Annotated in this window: 10 protein-coding genes; 8 read left to right on the top strand and 2 right to left on the bottom strand. The window is 39.2% G+C overall.

Going from position 1 to position 19706, the window contains the following annotated elements:
* Positions 1-96: 96 nt before the first annotated feature.
* Positions 97-2739: a M1 family metallopeptidase gene (locus FHS59_RS07955; protein ID WP_246388369.1), complete on the bottom strand. Its 2643-nt coding sequence runs from the start codon at positions 2737-2739 to the stop codon at positions 97-99.
* A 65-nt stretch (positions 2740-2804) separates the two neighbouring features.
* On the opposite strand from FHS59_RS07955, the gene FHS59_RS07960 reads away from it, so the two are divergent.
* The 3 genes from FHS59_RS07960 (at position 2805) to frr (ending at position 4712) form a co-directional block, all read left to right on the top strand.
* Positions 2805-3299, top strand: a complete 495-nt coding sequence (locus FHS59_RS07960; protein ID WP_184494615.1) for an acetyl-CoA carboxylase biotin carboxyl carrier protein subunit — start codon at positions 2805-2807, stop codon at positions 3297-3299.
* A gap of 131 nt (positions 3300-3430) precedes the next feature.
* Positions 3431-4141 carry a UMP kinase gene (gene pyrH / locus FHS59_RS07965; RefSeq protein ID WP_184494616.1) on the top strand — a complete coding sequence of 237 codons (711 nt, stop codon included), beginning with the start codon at positions 3431-3433 and terminating at the stop codon, positions 4139-4141.
* A 10-nt stretch (positions 4142-4151) separates the two neighbouring features.
* The gene (gene frr / locus FHS59_RS07970) at positions 4152-4712 is read left to right on the top strand and encodes a ribosome recycling factor (protein ID WP_184494617.1); all 561 of its coding nucleotides are present in this window, start codon (positions 4152-4154) and stop codon (positions 4710-4712) included.
* Between the two features lie 108 nt (positions 4713-4820).
* Here the strand turns inward: frr and FHS59_RS07975 are convergent, their stop codons facing one another.
* Positions 4821-7472 (bottom strand): DUF5686 and carboxypeptidase regulatory-like domain-containing protein, encoded by a 2652-nt coding sequence (locus FHS59_RS07975; RefSeq protein WP_184494618.1) that lies wholly within the window; start codon positions 7470-7472, stop codon positions 4821-4823.
* A gap of 523 nt (positions 7473-7995) precedes the next feature.
* Between FHS59_RS07975 and FHS59_RS07980 the strand changes: the two genes are divergently transcribed.
* The 5 genes from FHS59_RS07980 (at position 7996) to FHS59_RS08000 (ending at position 19702) form a co-directional block, all read left to right on the top strand.
* A complete protein-coding gene (locus tag FHS59_RS07980; RefSeq protein WP_184494619.1) occupies positions 7996-10989 on the top strand; it encodes a SusC/RagA family TonB-linked outer membrane protein in 2994 nt (997 codons plus the stop codon).
* Positions 10990-11008: 19 nt separating this feature from the next.
* Positions 11009-12499 carry a RagB/SusD family nutrient uptake outer membrane protein gene (locus FHS59_RS07985; protein WP_184494620.1) on the top strand — a complete coding sequence of 497 codons (1491 nt, stop codon included), beginning with the start codon at positions 11009-11011 and terminating at the stop codon, positions 12497-12499.
* Positions 12500-12565: 66 nt separating this feature from the next.
* Complete coding sequence (locus tag FHS59_RS07990) at positions 12566-15850, top strand: VCBS repeat-containing protein (RefSeq protein WP_184494621.1); 3285 nt, start codon at positions 12566-12568, stop codon at positions 15848-15850.
* Positions 15819-16403: a hypothetical protein gene (locus FHS59_RS07995; RefSeq protein WP_184494622.1), complete on the top strand. Its 585-nt coding sequence runs from the start codon at positions 15819-15821 to the stop codon at positions 16401-16403. The genes FHS59_RS07990 and FHS59_RS07995 overlap by 32 nt, the downstream gene beginning before the upstream one ends.
* The gene (locus FHS59_RS08000) at positions 16400-19702 is read left to right on the top strand and encodes a VCBS repeat-containing protein (protein WP_184494623.1); all 3303 of its coding nucleotides are present in this window, start codon (positions 16400-16402) and stop codon (positions 19700-19702) included. Before FHS59_RS07995 ends, FHS59_RS08000 begins: the two co-directional genes overlap by 4 nt.
* Positions 19703-19706 lie beyond the last annotated feature (4 nt).

Below are 19706 nucleotides of genomic sequence, written 5' to 3' on the forward strand. Positions count from 1 at the left end.
GCAAAATTATAGCCTTTTCTGAAAGTATCAAAGCTTGTTTTTCAAATTTGATGAGATTTTATTCACTATTCTCACAAATAACTAAAAATCAATAGATTAATTTTCATCTAAAAGAGCCTCCATGAAATAATCATAGTAACTTTTTAATTCCGGATCCTTTTCCCTTGATGCAATTTTAGAAATCTCTTCTACCACTTGCTGATCATCCGAAAAGGCCAAAATAGCCTGGAAAGCCCCTAATCGGATGAAATTCATCGATGAAAACTCCATTTTTTCTTTCAGCTTTTCAACAGCCATCGCTTTTCCCTCTTCTGGGAATCTACTGAAATACTCCCCATAATATCCCAAGAAGAAATAAAGTCCCTCCCCAGAAAGTTTTTCCATTTTTTCATGAAACCACTCTCCTTTACCCATCACAGGCTTGGATATAAAATATTCTGAAACCGGAATGACATACCTGAAATTATCTTCCTCAGAAAATTTCTCAACCAATTCCTCACTCAATTCATACCCTTCTATGGCTGTCAAACCCATCAAAGCAGAACTAGACACCAATACAGAAGGATCATTTGCCAGTTTCAGTAATTCATCCAGATATTTTTCTGCATCAAACGCAGCCAAAACATCTATCGCTCCGGCTCTCACCGAATTTTTGGTCTGAATCTGAATGATTTGATTCAATTGATTTTCAAGTTCAGGATTTTCTGAAATCCATTCTGTATGGCTTTGCAATACTCCTAAAGCAAATTCCCTGACTGACCAAAAATTATCCTGAATAGCTTTTGGTATCAAATTTTTCAACTCCTCAGTAGCTTCTTTGGCCACCAAGCTGTCCAAAGCTTCATACCTGGCAATTCCCAATTCTGATCTTTCAAATTGCCTTACCCATTGTTCTTTGGAAACATCCTGCACTTTTTTCGTTAACAGATCTTTTCCCTCGTCAAAGAAAACCAAGTCCGTCGGGGTACCATTTTCCAGTGCAAATTGCTGGAATGATTCCTTGAGCAAAAAACTTTTTACCTTTCTAACATTTCCTTCGTACCAACTCACTTCAAATGGTATTTGGTACAATGGTGTAGAGCCTAAATCCTGTAATTGGGTAATTGAGACCAAAATGTTTTCAGGAACTGAATAGTCAATTTCTACAAAAAGCTCAGGATGCCCTTTGGCCATAAACCACTGATTAAAAAACCAATTCAAGTCCTCCCCTTTCACCTCCTCAAATGCTTGTCTCAAATCGTGAATTTCTACACTAGAAAAGGCGTGTTCCTTCAAATAAAGATTTAATCCTGTAAAGAATGCTTCATCTCCCAAGTATTTGCGCAGCATATGTAATACCACTCCGCTCTTTGCATAGCTATGAGAATCAAACATGTCCTCAGAATCCTCATATTGGTATCGAATCAAATCGACTTGCTTACTCAAAGCTTCCTGAAAATAAGTTTCCATTTCAGCCACCAATTTTAAAGCGGCTTGGTCCTTTCCGTAATAATGTTCATTCCACAGATACTCACTGTAGTTCGCAAAACCTTCATTTAGCGGGAGGTTGGCCCAGGACTCTGTGGTGACATAATCGCCAAACCACTGGTGAAAAAGCTCATGAGCAATTATGTAATCCCACTCCGAATCAATTGCCTCATTTTCGTTCAACCGCAATTCTTCCATGAAAATGGAAACAGTGGTATTCTCCATTGCTCCTGAAACAAAATCTTTCACTACCACTTGATCATATTTAGGCCAAGGGTAATTCACTCCTAATTTTTCTGAAAAAAACTGAAGCATTTTTGGAGTGTTCTTAAACACTATCTCTGCTCCTTTTTCATAGCCTTTCTCTACAAAGTACCGTACAGGGATCCCATTCCATTCAGTTTCCACTTGACCGAAATCCCCCATTGCAAATGCAGCCAAATATGGTGCATGTGGTTTTTTCATTTCCCAATAATCAACATGAGATCCATTTTCCAAATCCACCTGATCCACTAATTCCCCATTTCCAATAGAAATCATCGAATCCGGAACTGTCAATTTGAAGAGCTGAGTCATCCTTTCGTTGGGATGATCTATCGTAGGAAACCACTTAGAATTATGCTGCGTCTCTCCTTGCGTCCAAATCATCGTAGGGCGCAATGGATCTTCTCCCTTCGGATCAATAAAGTACAAACCTTTTGTATCTGTGATCGCAGTGCTTCCATTTCCTGAATTCATTTCTGGAAAGGCATTATATGAAAAAGCAAGGTTAAACGTGTCTTCTTTTTCCATCAACCGGGGAAGTGGGATCATCAGTTGCTGGCCGTCATAGGTATACCCAACGCTTGCACTATCTCCTTGATAGACAACATAAACTTTACCTACTTCGAAATCCTGGGCGTCAAGCGTCACTGACTTTATTGCCGCGAAATATGGCTTCATTGTCAAAACAGCTTTCCCTAGAACTGTTTGATTTTCAAAATCAAAATCCAACTCCAAATCAGTATGAATCAGATCAACTTCTCTCTTAGCTGAACCTTTGTAGTTTGCAATTTCAAACTCTTTTGCTTGAATCTGTTGGATCAGTTGAAGTGTGTCAATCCCTTTTTCTTCTTCTATTTCAATTCCTATTTCTTCATCAGGCTCATCTATTTCTGTATCAGGAATATTTTCTGAAGACTTACATGAACTCATCAAAATCAAAAGGGAAGTAAATCCAAACAGGGTGGACTTTTGCAAAATTTCTTTTGCCTTAGTTTGCAATTGTTTCATATTTGAGAAAAAAAGGAAATGCCGAAAAGTTCGGGATTTGTAATTTCAGCTTCAAATTAACAGGAATGTTTTCAGTATCTATCCAAGATGAAATCTATTCGGTCGAAAAGAACGATGATTTGACACTCATTAACGGCAAATCAATCGATCTGGATATCGAGTGGGTTTCAGCAAGAAAAGTCCATTTAATTCGGGACAATCAATCCATAGAAGCAGAGTTGATTTCCTTTGAAAAGGAAACGAAGACCATCCAAATCCGCCTAGGAGATAAAATCGCTTCGCTTCAGGTGAAGGATCGATTTGATCTTTTGCTGGAAAAAATGGGTATGAATAATCTTAGCGCTGCTGCAGTAAAAGACATCAAAGCCCCAATGCCTGGGTTGATTTTGGAACTCAAAGTAAAAGCAGGTGACGAGGTAAAAAAAGGGGATGTAGTCTTGATTTTAGAGGCAATGAAAATGGAAAATATAATCAAAGCCCCTGGAGATGGAACGGTCAAAGCTGTCAAAGTGAAGCTCAAAGAAAGTGTCGAAAAAAATCAGGTTTTGATTCAATTCTAGCCATTCGAGGGAAATTCCAAAGGGCAAAAATGACATTTGCTCTAGCATAATGAGATGAAGGAATTATATTTGTCGGATTATTTAATCTAAAACATTCCAATCAACCAACTCCTTTGCAAATAAATCCATCTATGAAATACAAGAGAATACTGCTCAAACTAAGCGGAGAGGCACTAATGGGCGAGAAAAATTACGGAATCGATCCAGATAGACTTCAGCAATACACCCAGGAAATTTTGAAAGTGAAGGAAATGGGTGTTGAAATTGCAATCGTAATCGGTGGGGGCAACATTTTTAGAGGAGTTCAAGCAGCTCAATCAGGCATCGATCGTGTTCAGGGAGATTATATGGGCATGTTAGCCACCTTGATCAATGCAATGGCTTTGCAAAGCGCCTTAGAAAAGGGTGGAATGTACACCAGACTGATGTCCGGGATCAAAATCGAAAGCGTTTGTGAGCCATTTATCCGTAGAAGAGCCATCCGCCACTTGGAAAAAGGAAGAATTGTGATTTTTGGAGCAGGAATAGGTAATCCTTATTTTACTACTGACTCTACTGCCAGTTTGAGAGCAATTGAAGTAGAAGCTGATGTCGTTCTTAAAGGAACCCGTGTGGATGGAGTTTATACCGCAGACCCTGAAAAAGACGCGACAGCAACAAAATATAAGACTATATCTTTCACCGAAGTGTATGAGAAAAACTTGAATGTCATGGACATGACGGCTTTTACACTTTGTCAGGAAAACAACCTGCCAATCATCGTGTTTGACATGAACAAAGCAGGGAATTTGAGTAAACTCGTAGAAGGAGAGGAAGTTGGAACATTGATTACAACACTTTAAGCTTAAGAAAATGGAAGAAATCGAATTATTCTTAGATGAGGCCAAAGAATTGATGCAAAAAGCAGTGGACCATACTGCTTCAGAATTATTGAAGATCCGTGCTGGTAAAGCCATGCCGAACCTTTTGGATGGAATCATGGTGCAATACTATGGTGCTCCCACCCCACTTTCTCAAGTGGCTTCTGTCAACACTCCTGATGCAAGAACGCTTTCTATCAAGCCTTGGGAAAAGAACCTAATCAGTGAAATAGAAAAAGCTATTATCAACTCTGATTTGGGTCTTGCACCGCAAAATAACGGGGAGTTGATCATTTTGACGATTCCGGCACTTACTACAGAGCGAAGAATCAACTTGGTAAAACAGGCTAAAAACGAGTGCGAAAATGGTAAAATCTCTATTCGAACAGTTAGAAAAGACACCAATGACTCATTGAAAAAACTTCAGAAAGAAGGTGCTTCTGAAGATGAAATCAAAAGAGCTGAAGATCAAGTTCAAAAATTAACGGATCAATACTCTTCCAAAGTGGATGACTTGTTTGTGAAAAAGGAAGCAGACATTATGAAAGTCTAATAGAAGATTGATTCAAAAAAAGCGCTGAAATAGTTAATTCAGCGCTTTTTTTATTTGTGAAAGACTTACAAAAGAATTGGATAAATTGAGTTCAGCTTTCCCTTCAAATCAATTCACTTGGATAAAAGTGGCTATTCCGAACCTGACTCCCCCTCTGAGATAATTCCCGTTTTCAAAACCAGCTCCCATTTCTAATCTGAAAATCCTGAATAGATTATCCAAAGAGTATCCTGCCTCCCAATAACTCGGTGAATTTTCAGTCTTTAAATAATTGAAAAACAAGTTCTCTCTAACTCCGGAAAATCTCAACATAGGAAGTTGGGTTAAGAGAAACTTCCTGAACTGGTAATGGAAAATTCCCGACACATAGGAAGTGTTGGTACTGTATTTATAATAATCCATAAACCGGTAGTTTGACGCCGGACCAAAATTTGAAAATATGGTTCTATTTCCTCCGAAATGCTGGTAATCCTGGAAATAGACCTGTTTATTACTCAGGAATGTTCCTGCAGACACATTAAAATCCAGCTTTCCACTTACTCCAAATTCAAAGAAATGCTCGATCCCCAATTCCAAATGATCAAAGTCAGCCGCATTTTCCGAGTTTAAAAGTCCACCAAATGCTTTGGTATAATTGAAGTTTATCAATGGTGCTTTACTGGTGATGGGATATTTCCTCCCATTGCGAATACCATATTTCACGCCCGGCCTCCAAGAGATAGAAGTATTGAACTTCACTATATCATGATCTGAAAATGATGATTCAGTAGTTTCTACATTTTCGGGCTGGTTTGCGGTATATTCTCTTCCTTCTTTGTTGTACCAACTGTAATTAGAAGTATTGAAAAGCTCTTTACGGGAAGCTGCAGTAAGGTTTACTCGATAAGTAAATCCATAATTTACTCTGTGAGCCCAATATGCTCTGACGAAATCCTGCTCATATAACTTCATGTAGTTTTGCCGGAATAAAAGAGAGTAAAATGCATTTACCTGCTCATTGATCGGTTCGCCACCATTAAACTGGTAAATGTACCTTCCCCCCTCTACACCAAAAGTGCTGCCTGATATCGGCTTAGTCGTAGACCACCTGACATCCAGCTTGCCGTAAAACCTATTGCTCGAAAATCCATACCTGAGTTCAGGCTCGATGTTGAAGCTTTTACGAATTCTGTTGACAGAGTCGGCCAACTTGATTTCTTGTTCTTTTCTGTAAAACAAACCCATTCCGAGCTTGAATCCCTCGACTGTATTAAAGGATATTTTGGTCCAATTCTGTTTAAACCCAATGGATTTTCCTTTACCAAAATGGTAAGTAGCTCCATTCATAAAGTCCAAAGGCTTATATTTTTTTCTGGCTTTCTTCGCCACAGAATCGACCTCACTGACTTTTGCAGCTTCGATGACGGCTAAACTATCATCTCGCTTGTATCCTTGTATTTCTTTTTCAGTCAAAGGAACTGGCCTGATGCTATCCCAGTAAGACAATGCTCGCTTTTTGGCCAATGAATCCACGCTATAATAGCTTTCGCGAATTACATCTGGCTCGTCTCGTTCCTTCATCGCTTCCTTCTCATACTCATTGATCAGCTTTCGGTATTCCTTTCTGGTCGTAGGTTGTTCCTTTGCCAATTGCTCTAATGCAGACTCAGTTTTTTTGAATTCCGCTACTTCTTCAGGCACTTCCTGTACTTTCTCATCGATGATTTCTGGAACGTAAGCCAAATCAGGATTGAGAGTCACCTCGTATTCCCGGGTAGAAGCCAAATATTTAAACTCTCCTTCAAAACCAAAAAACTTCCCGCCAAACCGATAGGTGTGAGTCAGTGGCATCCATACATTTTCGGCCACTGGCGCATATTGCTGGGTTGCCTGAATATCAAAGCCAAGAAGCGATGTTTTTAAGTTGAGTGAATGAATGGCCCAGAGATCCTCGATGATATAAATATATCCTTCAAAAACCCGCTCTCCCCGGGATCTTGGTGTAACCCGGATTTTATTGACCATCACATCCTGATCAAAAAAGCTCCCTTCGTAGGTAAACCGGTAGTAGGCAAAAGCAGATCTGGAAAGAGGGGAAATAATGTCGTTGATTTTTTCCTGGTAGAAACTAGTCTGGATATAAGGTGCTGGTGAGGTAGACTGATTATCTCCATTGGTTCTGATAGAAATTACTTTCTCCTCAACCTTATTGGGTTGGGTAAAAGTGATTCTGGAAACAGACTCACTGGTATAGGCTTCATTAAGTTTTAACCCTTCTTTTTCCAGCGTTTTTTTCAGAAAAAATGGTGCATCGGTCAGCTGGCCTGTGCCTTTTAAATACACCGTCATGCTATACTGCTGTAGTTGGAGTCGATGGAATTTTGCTTTTGAAATCGCCTTTCGCATAATGGTCAGTGCAGGATCTTCTTGTCCAGCCCTAACCTCCACTTCACTCAGGGTATAAACTTGAGGTTCCAAGGTAAAATCCATCTCTACCCATTCGGTTCCGATTTCAACAGTTTTGATTTGAGATTTATACCCCAAAAACTGAATCAAAACATCGTAAACACCAGCTGGTAATTTGTATTCATACCTCCCGTCTTGATTGGTAGGTACTCCATCTCCTAGATTTCTGATATAAACTGAAGCATAAGGCAAAACCTCTCCTTCTGTGGAGACCACTTTGCCCCGAATACCTTGTGCTAAAACAGAACTTTCAACAACAATAGAGATTAGAAATAAAAAAACAGACCGAATAAAAATCTTAAAGTAGAATCGCATAAATTATATTATGACATTAAATATATCTTATTATCAATGTTTAAAATAACCTCTTAATATGATTTAAGAATTAAACAACACAAAACAGGGGTATTATATATAAGGCAAGACCATTTTTCACTACCTCCCCATCTTGTCCTTTACACATTTGCAAATACGGAAAAGAGCAATTATCGAAGAGATTTTTTTTAATCTTTCTTCAAAGACTTTTAAAAAAAAATTAAAAATGTCTCTCGAGGCTATTTAAAGGGATTTTAGGAATGTTCAATTTTTTAAAAAATTTAATAAAAATCGAAAATTTTAAGTATTCACAAAAGGAAAACGATTTCCATTGCTATTAATTATACAAACAAAGCTATTTAATAATTATTCACTAATAGATAGATAGATCTTTTAAAAAACATTTTTTGTATGTTGAGTGTAGGCGTTTGTTAAAAATTGCAAAATCGATTTTAAACAATCACATTAGGTTCGAAATCAAGTACTCATACCTATTTCGCTTTTTCAAAAAACAAAAAACCCTATGAGAAATTATTTACAAAAACTCAAGTCGTTTCTACTTGCTATGACACTTTTACTAAGTGTCACGATGGTAGCAAATGCACAAAGTAGATCTGTGACGGGTACAGTCCTGGATGCTACTTATGGAGATCCTGTCCCAGGAGCTACGGTGCTGGTAAAAGGCACTACTCGTGGTGTGGCAACTGATCTTGATGGTAAGTTTTCGATTGATCTTCAATCGGGAGACCAGATCTTGGTGATTTCGTTTGTTGGGTATCTTACCCAAGAAATAGAAATCGGAAACCAATCATCTATTACTGTTAACCTCGAAGAAGACATTCAAAGTCTTGAAGAGGCGGTCGTGATCGGTTATGGATCACAGGACAAAAAAGAAATCACATCTGCTGTAGTAGGTGTGAAGCCAGAAGATTTCAACAAAGGTAACGTGTCAAACCCTGCTCAACTCTTACAAGGTAAGGTAGCTGGTTTATCGATTACACGTCCAGGTGGAAACCCAAATTCAGGGTTCAATGTAAGATTGAGAGGTCTTTCTACTTTTGGAGCTAACTCCTCCCCTCTAATTGTATTAGATGGTGTAATCGGTGCTTCACTTGAAAACGTCGATCCAAATGACATCCAGTCTATCGATGTATTGAAAGATGGATCTGCAGCAGCTATCTATGGTGCTAGAGGGTCTTCTGGTGTGATTTTGATCACTACAACCAGAAAAGGAAACAAAGATGGTAGAACCAATGTCGCTATTAATGCTTTTGGAACTTTGAATCAGGCTACCAATCTTATTCCAATCCTTTCTGCTGAGGAATTTGTAGCAAGAGGTGGAACTGATTTCGGTAGCAATACTGACTGGAGAAGTGAGTTGATCAATGACGCATATTCCTACACTACCAATGCTAGTATTTCTGGCGGTTTCAATAACACGAATTACATGGCCTCTGTTAACTACAGAGATAATCAAGGTATTGTAAATGGAGTTTCCAATCAGCGTCTGAACACAAGATTGAACCTTCAGCAGGGTGCTTTTGACAACAAATTGAGATTCAATATCAACCTTTCATTTACGAATGTTGATTCTGAATCAATCAATGATGCGGCATTCAGATATGCTACCCTTTATAACCCAACCGCTCCTGTTTTTGAAAACACAGAGGATGCAATGAGCCGTTTCGATGGATACTTCCAAAGAGACTTGTTTGACTTCTACAATCCAGTAGCATTGGCAAATCAGCAGAAATTCATCGGAGAGACTAAAACTGCTTTGACTTCTTATAGAGCGGAATACGATATCCTTCCAAATTTGACAATCTCCGCTCAGTATTCTCAGGACAGAAGAAACACGCTTTCCGGATCTTTCTGGTCTCAGTATGACTTCCAGGTTGGTTTAGGTGCTAGCGGATCTGCTGCAAGAAACACATTCGACAGAGCTCAGAAGATTTTCGAATCTACTTTGAGATATGAAACAGATTTAGGAAATAACCTAAACATGACTTTGCTAGGTGGTGTGGCTACTCAGTCCACTAAAAACCAAGGCTTCAATGCTCAGGTAAGACAATATCTATTTGATCTTGGATGGGATAACTTAGGAGCTGGATCAGTAAGACTAGGTAACAACACAGACGTTTCTTCCTTTGCTAATGAAGATCAATTAAACTCTTTGTTTGGTAGAGCTAATTTCAACTACAACAACACCTACTTCTTCTCTGCATCTGTAAGAGCTGAAACTTATTCAGGTTTTGGACAAAACAATCAAACTGGTGTTTTCCCTGCATTCAGTTTAGGAGCGGATTTCACTCAGATTTTCGACATGGGAATCTTCAGCCAGTTCAAGCCTAGAGCTTCTTACGGTATCACTGGTAACCTTCCTCCATCTCCAACCTTGGCACTTGGTGCTTATGGAAACGGAAACAGAATCGATTTGGATGGTGATCCTTTGACAACCAATGATGTGTTTGTAGGGATTGTTCAAAACTCCAATCCAAACAAGGATCTGAAGTGGGAAACCAAAAATGAAATGAACTTCGGTGTGGACTTTGGAATGTGGAACAACAAAGTAACTGGTAGCATGGATTACTACGTCAGAAATATTTCTGATCTACTTTTCAACGTACCAGTTGCAACGGGTGCTCCAAACCCATTTGATCCAGGAAGATTTAATACTGCTTCTTCTACTTGGGTAAACCTTGCAGATCTAAGAGCAGCAGGTTTTGAATTTGCACTTGGTGTTTCTGACATTTCTTTAGGTCAAGTGAAATGGCATCCAAACTTCAACTTCACCATTTATGACAAAACAACCATTGAAAGTTTATCAGCTGGTGAACTTGGTTTTGAGGAGTTGAGATTTGCACCTCCAGGATCTCCAGGACAGAATAACAATCCAATGATCTACAACAGAGTAGGTCAGACTTTGGGTGATTTCTACGGACCAAGATTAGAAGGTTTGACAGATGGCGGAGAGTATATCCTTTCTACTACTGACCCTAACGAATTTGAGAAAATCGGTAATGGTCTTCCTAAAGGAGAGTTTGGTTTTGCCAACAACTTCGTATATGGACAGTGGAACTTGAGTTTCTTCTTTAGAGGTGCTTGGGGACATGATCTGTACAACTCTTACAGAGGTTTCTACGAAAATGCTGACCCAGGATCTAACACTTGGAACTCAGTGGTAACTGATAAAACTTCAACTTCACCGTTGATCGTTTCCACACCTACATTCAACAGCTCTTATATCGAAAACGCTTCTTTCATAAGATTGGATAACATGGAATTGGGTTATAATCTTAAAACCAATTCTCCTAACTTGAGTTCTTTCAGAGTATACTTTGCAGCACAGAATCTGTTTACAATCACAGATTATACAGGTATCGATCCTGAAGTAAGAGTAACAGATTCTGAAAATGGAAACGGTTTTACTACTTCTTTATCTCCAGGTATCGAAAGAAGAAACACCTACTTCCAGACGAGATCGTTTACGTTAGGTGTAACTGTAAACTTTAAATAATCAATCAAAAATCAGAGACATGTTAAAATATATAAGTAAAATCTGTCTAATGGTACCAGTGGTTTTCTTGCTGGGATCATGTTGGGAATTGGATCAGGAAGTCCTCGACGGAGTTACTCCTGAAGATGTGGCTAATAGTAACAACCCAGAATTGATTGACGTTTTGAAAGCTTCAGCTTATTCAAGAATCGTAGGAAGCTGGGGTGGCCATAACAGTATCTGGTCTATCTATGAGATAGCATCTGATGAAATGGCAATTCCACAAAAAGGTGCTGACTGGGAAGATGGTGGACTTTGGCTAAGAATGCACAGACATACTTGGTCTCCATCTGACGAAGCGTTCAACAACTCTTGGAACTATTGCTTTACTGCAATCGGTGAAATCAACAACTTGATTACTTCTTTCCCTGATGTAGAAGCTTTGGTAGCTGAATTGAAAGTTCTTCGTGCTTTAAATTACCTTTGGTTAATCGATAGCTTCGGTAATGTTCCAATTGTAACTGAAGCATCTACAGGTGGTAACCCTACTAATAACTCCAGACAAGAAGTATTTGACTTCATTGAGTCATCCATCATGGATAATGTGGATTTGTTGACTAAGGCCAACACCAAAACCACTATCAATTATTACACAGCTCACGCAATGCTTGCGAAGCTTTATCTAAATGCTGAAATCTATACTGGCACTGCGAGATGGGCTGATGCAGAAGCGGCAGCTGACGTAGTTATCAATAGTGGAATGTATTCATTGTCTTCTAACTTCTTCAGCAACTTTGCTACAAGAAATGGTGGATCTACTGAAAACATTTTGACTCTTCCTTATGATGAGAACAATGCAGGTGGTTTCAACTTGGTACAGATGACTCTTCACTACCTAAGCCAGAACACTTACAACTTGCAAGAGCAGCCATGGAATGGTTATGCTTCTTTGGAAGAGTTCTACAATGGTTTTGATGATAACGACGTAAGAAAGCAAAGCTTCTTGGAAGGCCCTCAGTTTGCTGCTGATGGTACTAGATTGAATGATATTTCTGCAGAAGCAAATGATCCTGATGGAGAGCCATTGACTTTCACTCCAGAAATCAACATGTTGGCTCCAAACGCCTTAAGACAAGCTGGTGTTAGAGTTGGCAAGTTCGAATTTGCTTCAGGTTCACCATCTAACATGAGTAACGATTATCCGTTGATCCGTCTATCTGACATTATTTTGATCAAAGCAGAAGCTGCTTTCCGTCAAGGTAATACAGCAGAGGCATTGACAGCAATCAATCAAGTTAGAACTAGAGCAAACATGCCTGAATATACTTCCTTGACTTTGGAGGATATCTACAATGAAAGAGGGTATGAATTATTTGCTGAAGCTTCTAGAAGAACTGACATGATCAGATTCGGGAAGTGGAATGAACCTTGGTGGGAAAAAGGAGCATCTGAGCCTTTCAGAGCATTATTCCCAATTCCATTACAACAAATTAATGCTAATCCTAACCTGACTCAGAATCCAGGTTATTAATTAACATGCTATTTATTACCTTAAAGGAAGTACACGATCGTGTACTTCCTTTTTTTCAAACCCACCATGATCACTAGGACTTACATCCTATTCCTTTGTTTAGTACTTATTTCTTGTTCTCAAGACCGCAAGGAAAGCACTGCTTTATTTCAATTATTATCAGCATCTGAAACAGGAATAGATTTTCGTAATGACCTATCATACACTGAAAAGATCAACCCTTATACTTTTAGGAATTTTTATAATGGAGCTGGTGTAGCTCTCGGGGACATCAACCAAGACGGGTTAATCGATATTTATTTCGCAGGCAATCAAACTTCCAATAAACTTTACCTAAATCAGGGAAATTTAAAATTCAAAGACATTACCCAATCTGCAGGATTGGAATCCATCAATGTATGGTCAACAGGAGTAAGTATGGCCGATGTCAACGGTGATGGCCTGACTGACATTTTTGTTTGTAAATCTGGCCCTCCCGGTGGAGCAAAAAGACATAATGAACTTTTTATCAATAATGGGGATCTCACCTTTTCTGAAAAATCCACCCAATTCGGATTAGCTGATGAGGGGCTTTCCCAGCATGCGGTATTTTTTGATTTTGATAAAGACGGAGATCTTGATCTTTACCTTTTAAGCAATTCCACCAGATCTGTAGGTATTTACGATCTCAGAGAAGGACAAAGAGAAATCCGAGACGAAACAGGAGGCAATAGACTGTATCGAAATGATGGAGAAAAGTTTACAGATGTAAGCGTAGAAGCAGGGATCTATGGGAGTGCAATCGGCTACGGACTTGGAGTCACTGTCGCTGACCTCAATGCAGATGGCTGGCCAGACATGTATGTTTCCAATGACTTTTTTGAAAGAGATTACCTGTATTTAAATAATCAGGATGGTACTTTTCGGGAACAATTACCTGATCTCGTTTCTGAAATCAGTATGGGGTCCATGGGAGCTGACATTGCCGATCTTGACAATGATGCCCGTCCTGATATTTTTGTCACAGAAATGCTTCCTGCAGAACTTTCACGCGTCAAAACAAAAACTCCACTAGAGGATTGGGATAAATATCAGGCAAACATCAAATCCGGCTATCATCATCAATTCACAAGAAATACTTTACAAAGAAATCTAGGTTTTCAGCCGGGGTCAAATCAACCGATATTTTCTGAAGTCTCCCGCCAAACAGGTATGGAAGCAACGGATTGGAGCTGGGGCGCTTTGATTTTCGATGCGGATAACGATGGTCTAAAAGATGTTTTTGTCGCCAATGGAATTGTCAAAGATCTCACTGATTTTGACTTTGTCGACTTCTATGTCAACAACCAGGGAAATATAGATGAATACAAAAAAGATTCTGTGCTCCTCACAAAAATGATCGATGAGTTCCCTTCCAACCCACAACAGAACTACTGGTTCAAAAACCTTGGAAACTGGAAATTTAAAAACTTGGCTGATTCTATTGGAATGCAGGAAAATACCTTCAGCACGGGTTCAGCTTACGGTGATTTAGATAATGATGGCGACTTAGACTTAGTTGTAAATAATCTGAATGACCGAGCATTTATTTATAAAAACACTAGCACTGATCAATCCAACTCCAACTACCTAACATTAGACTTGGGGCAGGAATTTGGAAGCCAGGTAACCTGCTATGTCGGAGATCAAATGCTTTACCAGGAATTCCAGCCAGTTAAAGGATATATGTCTTCCGTTGATCCGAGAATTCATTTTGGACTTGGCAATGCAAGCAACGTAGACTCGATAAAAATTCTATGGCCCAATGGCTCTGTCCAAAAACTCAAAAACATCGCAGTAAATCAGATTTTGGAAGTAAAGAAAGACGAGCAAGAACTTGAAAAAGAAATCAATCTAAGAGAGAATTCTATCTTTTTAACTTCAGAAAAAATCATCCCTTTTAAGCATCAGGAAAGTGACTTTATTGATTTTGACAGAGACAGATTGCGGTTTTGGATGATCAGCAATGAAGGGCCAAAAGCTGATAAGGCAGATGTGAACGGAGATGGTTTGGAAGACCTTTTTATTCCTGGAGCCAAAGGGCAAAGTTCTGCGATCCTCCTGCAAAATTCTTCTGGTGAATTTAAAAGAAGTTCGGAAAGTGTACTCAATCAAGATAGTTTATCTGAAGATGTTTTAGGGCACTTCTTTGATGCCAATGGAGACGGATTTCAGGATTTGATCATTGGTGCTGGTGGAATTGAATTTGCCAATGGAGCTTCGAGTTATCAGGACCGTCTCTACATAAATGATGGTAAAGGGAATTTCACTCTTTCAAATTCAAGCTTTGCCACCTTGTCAACAGGATTTATCCTTTCTGAGGATCTGGATCAAGATGGCGATGAGGACCTCATCATCGGTTTTCGGTCTATTCCATTTGCCTATGGACTTCCTGCTCCGATCAAGTTTTATGAAAATGACGGAAAGGGTAATTTCACTGATATTTCTGATTCTTTTGGTTTTGACTTCTCCGAAATCGGCATGTTGACAAGTGCAGCTTGGACGGATTTAGATTTGGATTCTAAGCCTGAATTGGTTGTAGCAGGAGAATGGATGCCAATCCGGATTTTCACTTTGAGCGATGGTACATTTGCTGAAGAAACTGAAAAGTTTGGATTTGCGAACTCGAATGGTTTATGGAATGTCCTTCTCTTGGAAGACATCAATGGGGACAGAAAGCCGGATATTCTCGCCGGCAACTTAGGATTGAATAGCCGCCTGAAAACTTCCTCCACAAATCAATTGCAGCTTTACATCAATGACTTCGACCAAAATGGAGCGCTTGATCATATTTTGGTAAGTTCTGATGGAATGAAATCCATTCCCTGGTTGATGAAAAACACCCTTCTCCGCCAGATACCATCTTTGAGAAAGCAGTTGCCAACTTATGCCTCCTATCAAAACAAGAGTTTGGAAGAGCTATTTCCAAAAGATGTCTTGGCAAAATCTTTAATTTTAAAAGCTGATATTCTAGAGACCAAAGCATGGTTGAACAATGGCAAAAATAGCTTTGTAGAATTGAAATTGCCTCAGGAAATACAATCAGCACCTGTTTATGCGATCCGTTCAATTAAGACAAAGGAGCAAGAACAAATGTTGGTTTTCGGAGGAAATCAAAGTAAAATAAAACCAGAATTAGGAAGTCAAATGGGTAGTTTTGGTTGGGCAATTAAACGCGATAACCAAAACCATTGGAAGGCATTACTTCCAGAGCAAAGTGGCATTTACGTGCCGGGAGAAATTAGGGACATCCTAACCTTATCAATTCAAAATGAAAATCATTTACTCTTTTTGAGAAATAATGAAAATACAATTGCTTACAAAATACAGTAGTTTTCTTGCCTTGATTTTACTTGGCTTGATTGGCTGCAAATCCGATTATCAGAAAATGGTGGATGAAGAAATGGCTTCAGGAAAAACTGTAAACGAGCTTTTTCTGGGGTTGGAGTTGGGAATGAATAAAAAAGACTTCTTCGACACTTGTTGGGAATTAAACAGTGAAGGGGTTTTGATGAACGGACCTACGGAATTGTCTGTTGAATACGAAGTCAACTTACCTTCAGGAAATCCTGCCAAAATGAGGTTTTACCCGAAATTTCAGGATGACAAAATTTATATGATGCCTATGGAGTTTTCTTATAATGGCTGGGCACCTTGGAATGAAGAACTTTCTGTGGAAAATTTGAGGGAAGATGTATTGGAGTTATTAAAAGAGTGGTATGGCCCTGGATTCATTGAAGTTTCCAATGAAGACAAAAGTCAAATCGCATTTGTGAAAGTAGACGGAAACCGAAGAATCAGAGTATTCAAGAAACACATTTCCACCGTTCGAGTAGAAATTTTAGATTTAGTAGTGCAAGAAAAAATAGAAGAGAACCCATCATGAAAAACAGATTCCAATTCTTATTCTTGATCACCGTTCTTTTCTCTTGTCAGGAAGAAAAACCAGAGACTCCTACCCTGTTTGAAGAAATCAGTCCATCTGTTTCCGGAGTGGATTTCCGAAATGACCTCTCATTTGACGAAAGCTTCAATATTTTCACTTATCGTAATTATTACAATGGTGGCGGCGTGGCCTTGGGTGATGTAAATAACGATGGACTGCTGGACATTTATTTGACATCTAATCTTGGGGAGAATAAATTATACCTGAACAAAGGCGATTTTAAGTTTGAAGATGTGACCTCAAAAGCTGGGGTTGCCGGTTCAAGGGCTTGGAGTACTGGAGTCGCCATGGCAGACATCAACGGCGACGGTTTTCTGGATATTTATGTCTGTAATTCCGGAGATATTTCTGGTGACAACAAGCAGAATGAACTCTTTATCAACCAAGGTGACGGTACTTTCTCGGAGGAAGCTGAATCTTATGGTTTAGCAGATCAAGGATTCTCTACCCATTCTGTATTTTTTGATTATGACAAAGACGGAGATTTGGACGTTTACCTTCTTAACAATAGCTATCAGGCAATTGGAAGCTTCAATAAGATGCAAAATGAGCGACCAAATCGAGACCCTGTGGGCGGAGATAAATTATTCAAAAATGAGAATGGAAAATTTATCGATGTCAGTGAAGAAGCTGGAATTTATGGGTCGATTATCGGCTTTGGATTAGGAATTACCATTGGAGATGTAAACCAAGATTCTTGGCCTGACATCTTTATTTCCAATGACTTTTTTGAAAGAGATTACCTCTATATCAACAATCAGGATGGCACATTTACAGAATGTCTGGAGAAATCCATGCGCTCTATTTCAGCTGCCTCGATGGGTGCTGACATAGCGGATATCAATGGAGATGGCTTATTGGATATCTTCGTCACAGACATGCTTCCTGAGCCTCAACAACGCTTAAAGCAAGTAACCACATTCGAAAACTGGGATAAATTCCAATTCAATAAATCCCATGGATACCATTACCAACTATCCAGAAATATGCTTCATGTCAATAATGGTGACGGAACATTCAGTGAAATGGGGAGAATGGCCAATATCGAGGCAACAGATTGGAGTTGGGGTGCTTTGATTTTTGATATGGATAATGATGGGAAGCGGGATCTTTTCGTCGCCAATGGCATTTATCAAGACATCACGGATCTGGATTATCTCAATTTCATCGATAATGAAGAAACGAAGATTAAAATCATTTCTGAACAAGGCGTGGATTACAAAGCCTTAATTGATCCAATTCCTTCCAATCCTGTTTCAAATTATGCCTATAAAAATCTTGGTGATTTGAAGTTTGAAAATATCACGGATACTTGGGGACTTGGAGAAGCAAAGCATTCAAATGGTGCGGCGTATGGGGATTTGGATAATGACGGAACCTTGGATCTGGTAGTAAATAATGTCAATAACCCAGTCTCCATCTTTAAGAACAAGGGAAAAATTCTAAATACAGAAAACCATTCTATTCAGCTTAAGCTGGTGGGAAAAGGAATGAATACCCAAGCCATCGGTGCTCAGATTAAAGTATTGGCAGGGGATGAAACATTTTATGTGGAGCAAATGCCAAACCGGGGTTTTGAATCTTCTGTAGATCCTAAAATCACAATTGGACTTGGTAAGAATACGAGTGTCGATAATGTATTGGTTTTATGGCCTGATGGAACAATGTCTTCAACAGGTCAGACCCAAACAGATCAATTACTGACCTTAAAGTGGGAAGATGCTTTGCCAATGGATTCTTCCCAACACTTTTTCGAAAAACCCTCTCCTGCATTCTTCCATTTAGAGTCAACTGATGAAATTGATTTTGTTCATCAAGAAAACCCAATGGTGGATTTTGACCGGGACAGACTGACTTTTCATATGTACTCGACCGAAGGACCAGCCTTTGCTCAAGCAGATGTAAATGGCGATGGAGTTGATGACTTATTCTTTGGTGGAGCAAAAGGTTTTCCGGGCAAATTATATTTAGGAAAAGCAGATGGCAGTTTCGTTTTTAGCGATCAGCCAGTTTTCGCAGATGATGTGACTTCAGAAGATACAGATGCGGTGTTCTTTGATGCTAACGGAGATGGCGCATTGGACTTGGTGGTAGCTTCAGGTGGAAATGAATCCGGGCTTGGAGCAATTGAATTAGCCAACAGATTATACCTCAATGACGGTAAGGGAAACTTCAGCAAAAGCAGTCAATCTGATTTTGAAAGTACCCGAGGAAGTAGCTCAGTGGTTAAAATCATTGATTTGAATAAAGATGGAGCTCCAGATTTATTCGTCGGAGGCCGGTTGGTACCATTTGTCTATGGAGCTCCGGCAAGTAGCACTATTTTCATAAACGATGGCAAAGGAAACTTCACAGATCAGACAAGTTCTCTGGCTCCTTCACTGACTGAAATAGGCATGATTACCGATGCAACAGTGATTGATTGGGATCAGGACGGAAGTGATGATTTGGTTTTAGTAGGTGAATGGACAGCACCGATTTTCCTAAAAAATAACAGCGGTAAATTAGAAAAGATCGAAATGCCGGAATTGGAAAATCTAAAGGGATGGTACCGAGCTGTGGAAGTGGCTGATTTAAACAAGGATGGTCTGCCGGATTTGATTTTAGGAAATAATGGCTTGAATTCTCGATTCAAAGTTTCACCTGAATCTCCCGTAAAAATGTTCTTGAATGATTTTGATCAAAATGGATCTGTCGAACATATTTTCGTTCATGAAGTGGGAGGAATTCAAGTTCCGTACACTTTAAAGCATGAATTGGAGCGTCAAATTCCATCGATCAAAAAGAAATACATGCGCTACAGCAATTATAATAATGAAACGATCACAGATATTTTCCCTTCTGAAACTGTCAATCGATCCATCATCAGCGAAGTGAATAATCTGGAGTCCGGCGTTCTTATGAATGAAGGAAATGGAAAATTTTCATGGAAACCATTCCCTAGAATGGCTCAACGCTCTTACGTTTTTGCAATTGCTGTTTTAGACTTAAATGAGGACGGAAATTTAGATTTGATTTTGGGTGGAAATTTATTCCAGGCAAAACCGGAAGTTGGAAAATACGATGCCAGCTATGGAGATGTGCTTTTGGGCAAAGGAGATGGCACCTTCGACTATTGGAAAAATGCTGAAAATGGTCTGAAAATAGATGGGGATGTCCGCGCATTTGGGCTTCTCAAAAACAATAAGCTTCTGGTAGTGAAAAACAGTGCAGCAGCTGAGATTTGGGATTACAAATGAGATT

The organism is Algoriphagus iocasae (genome assembly GCF_014206875.1).
Lineage (GTDB): Bacteria > Bacteroidota > Bacteroidia > Cytophagales > Cyclobacteriaceae > Algoriphagus > Algoriphagus iocasae.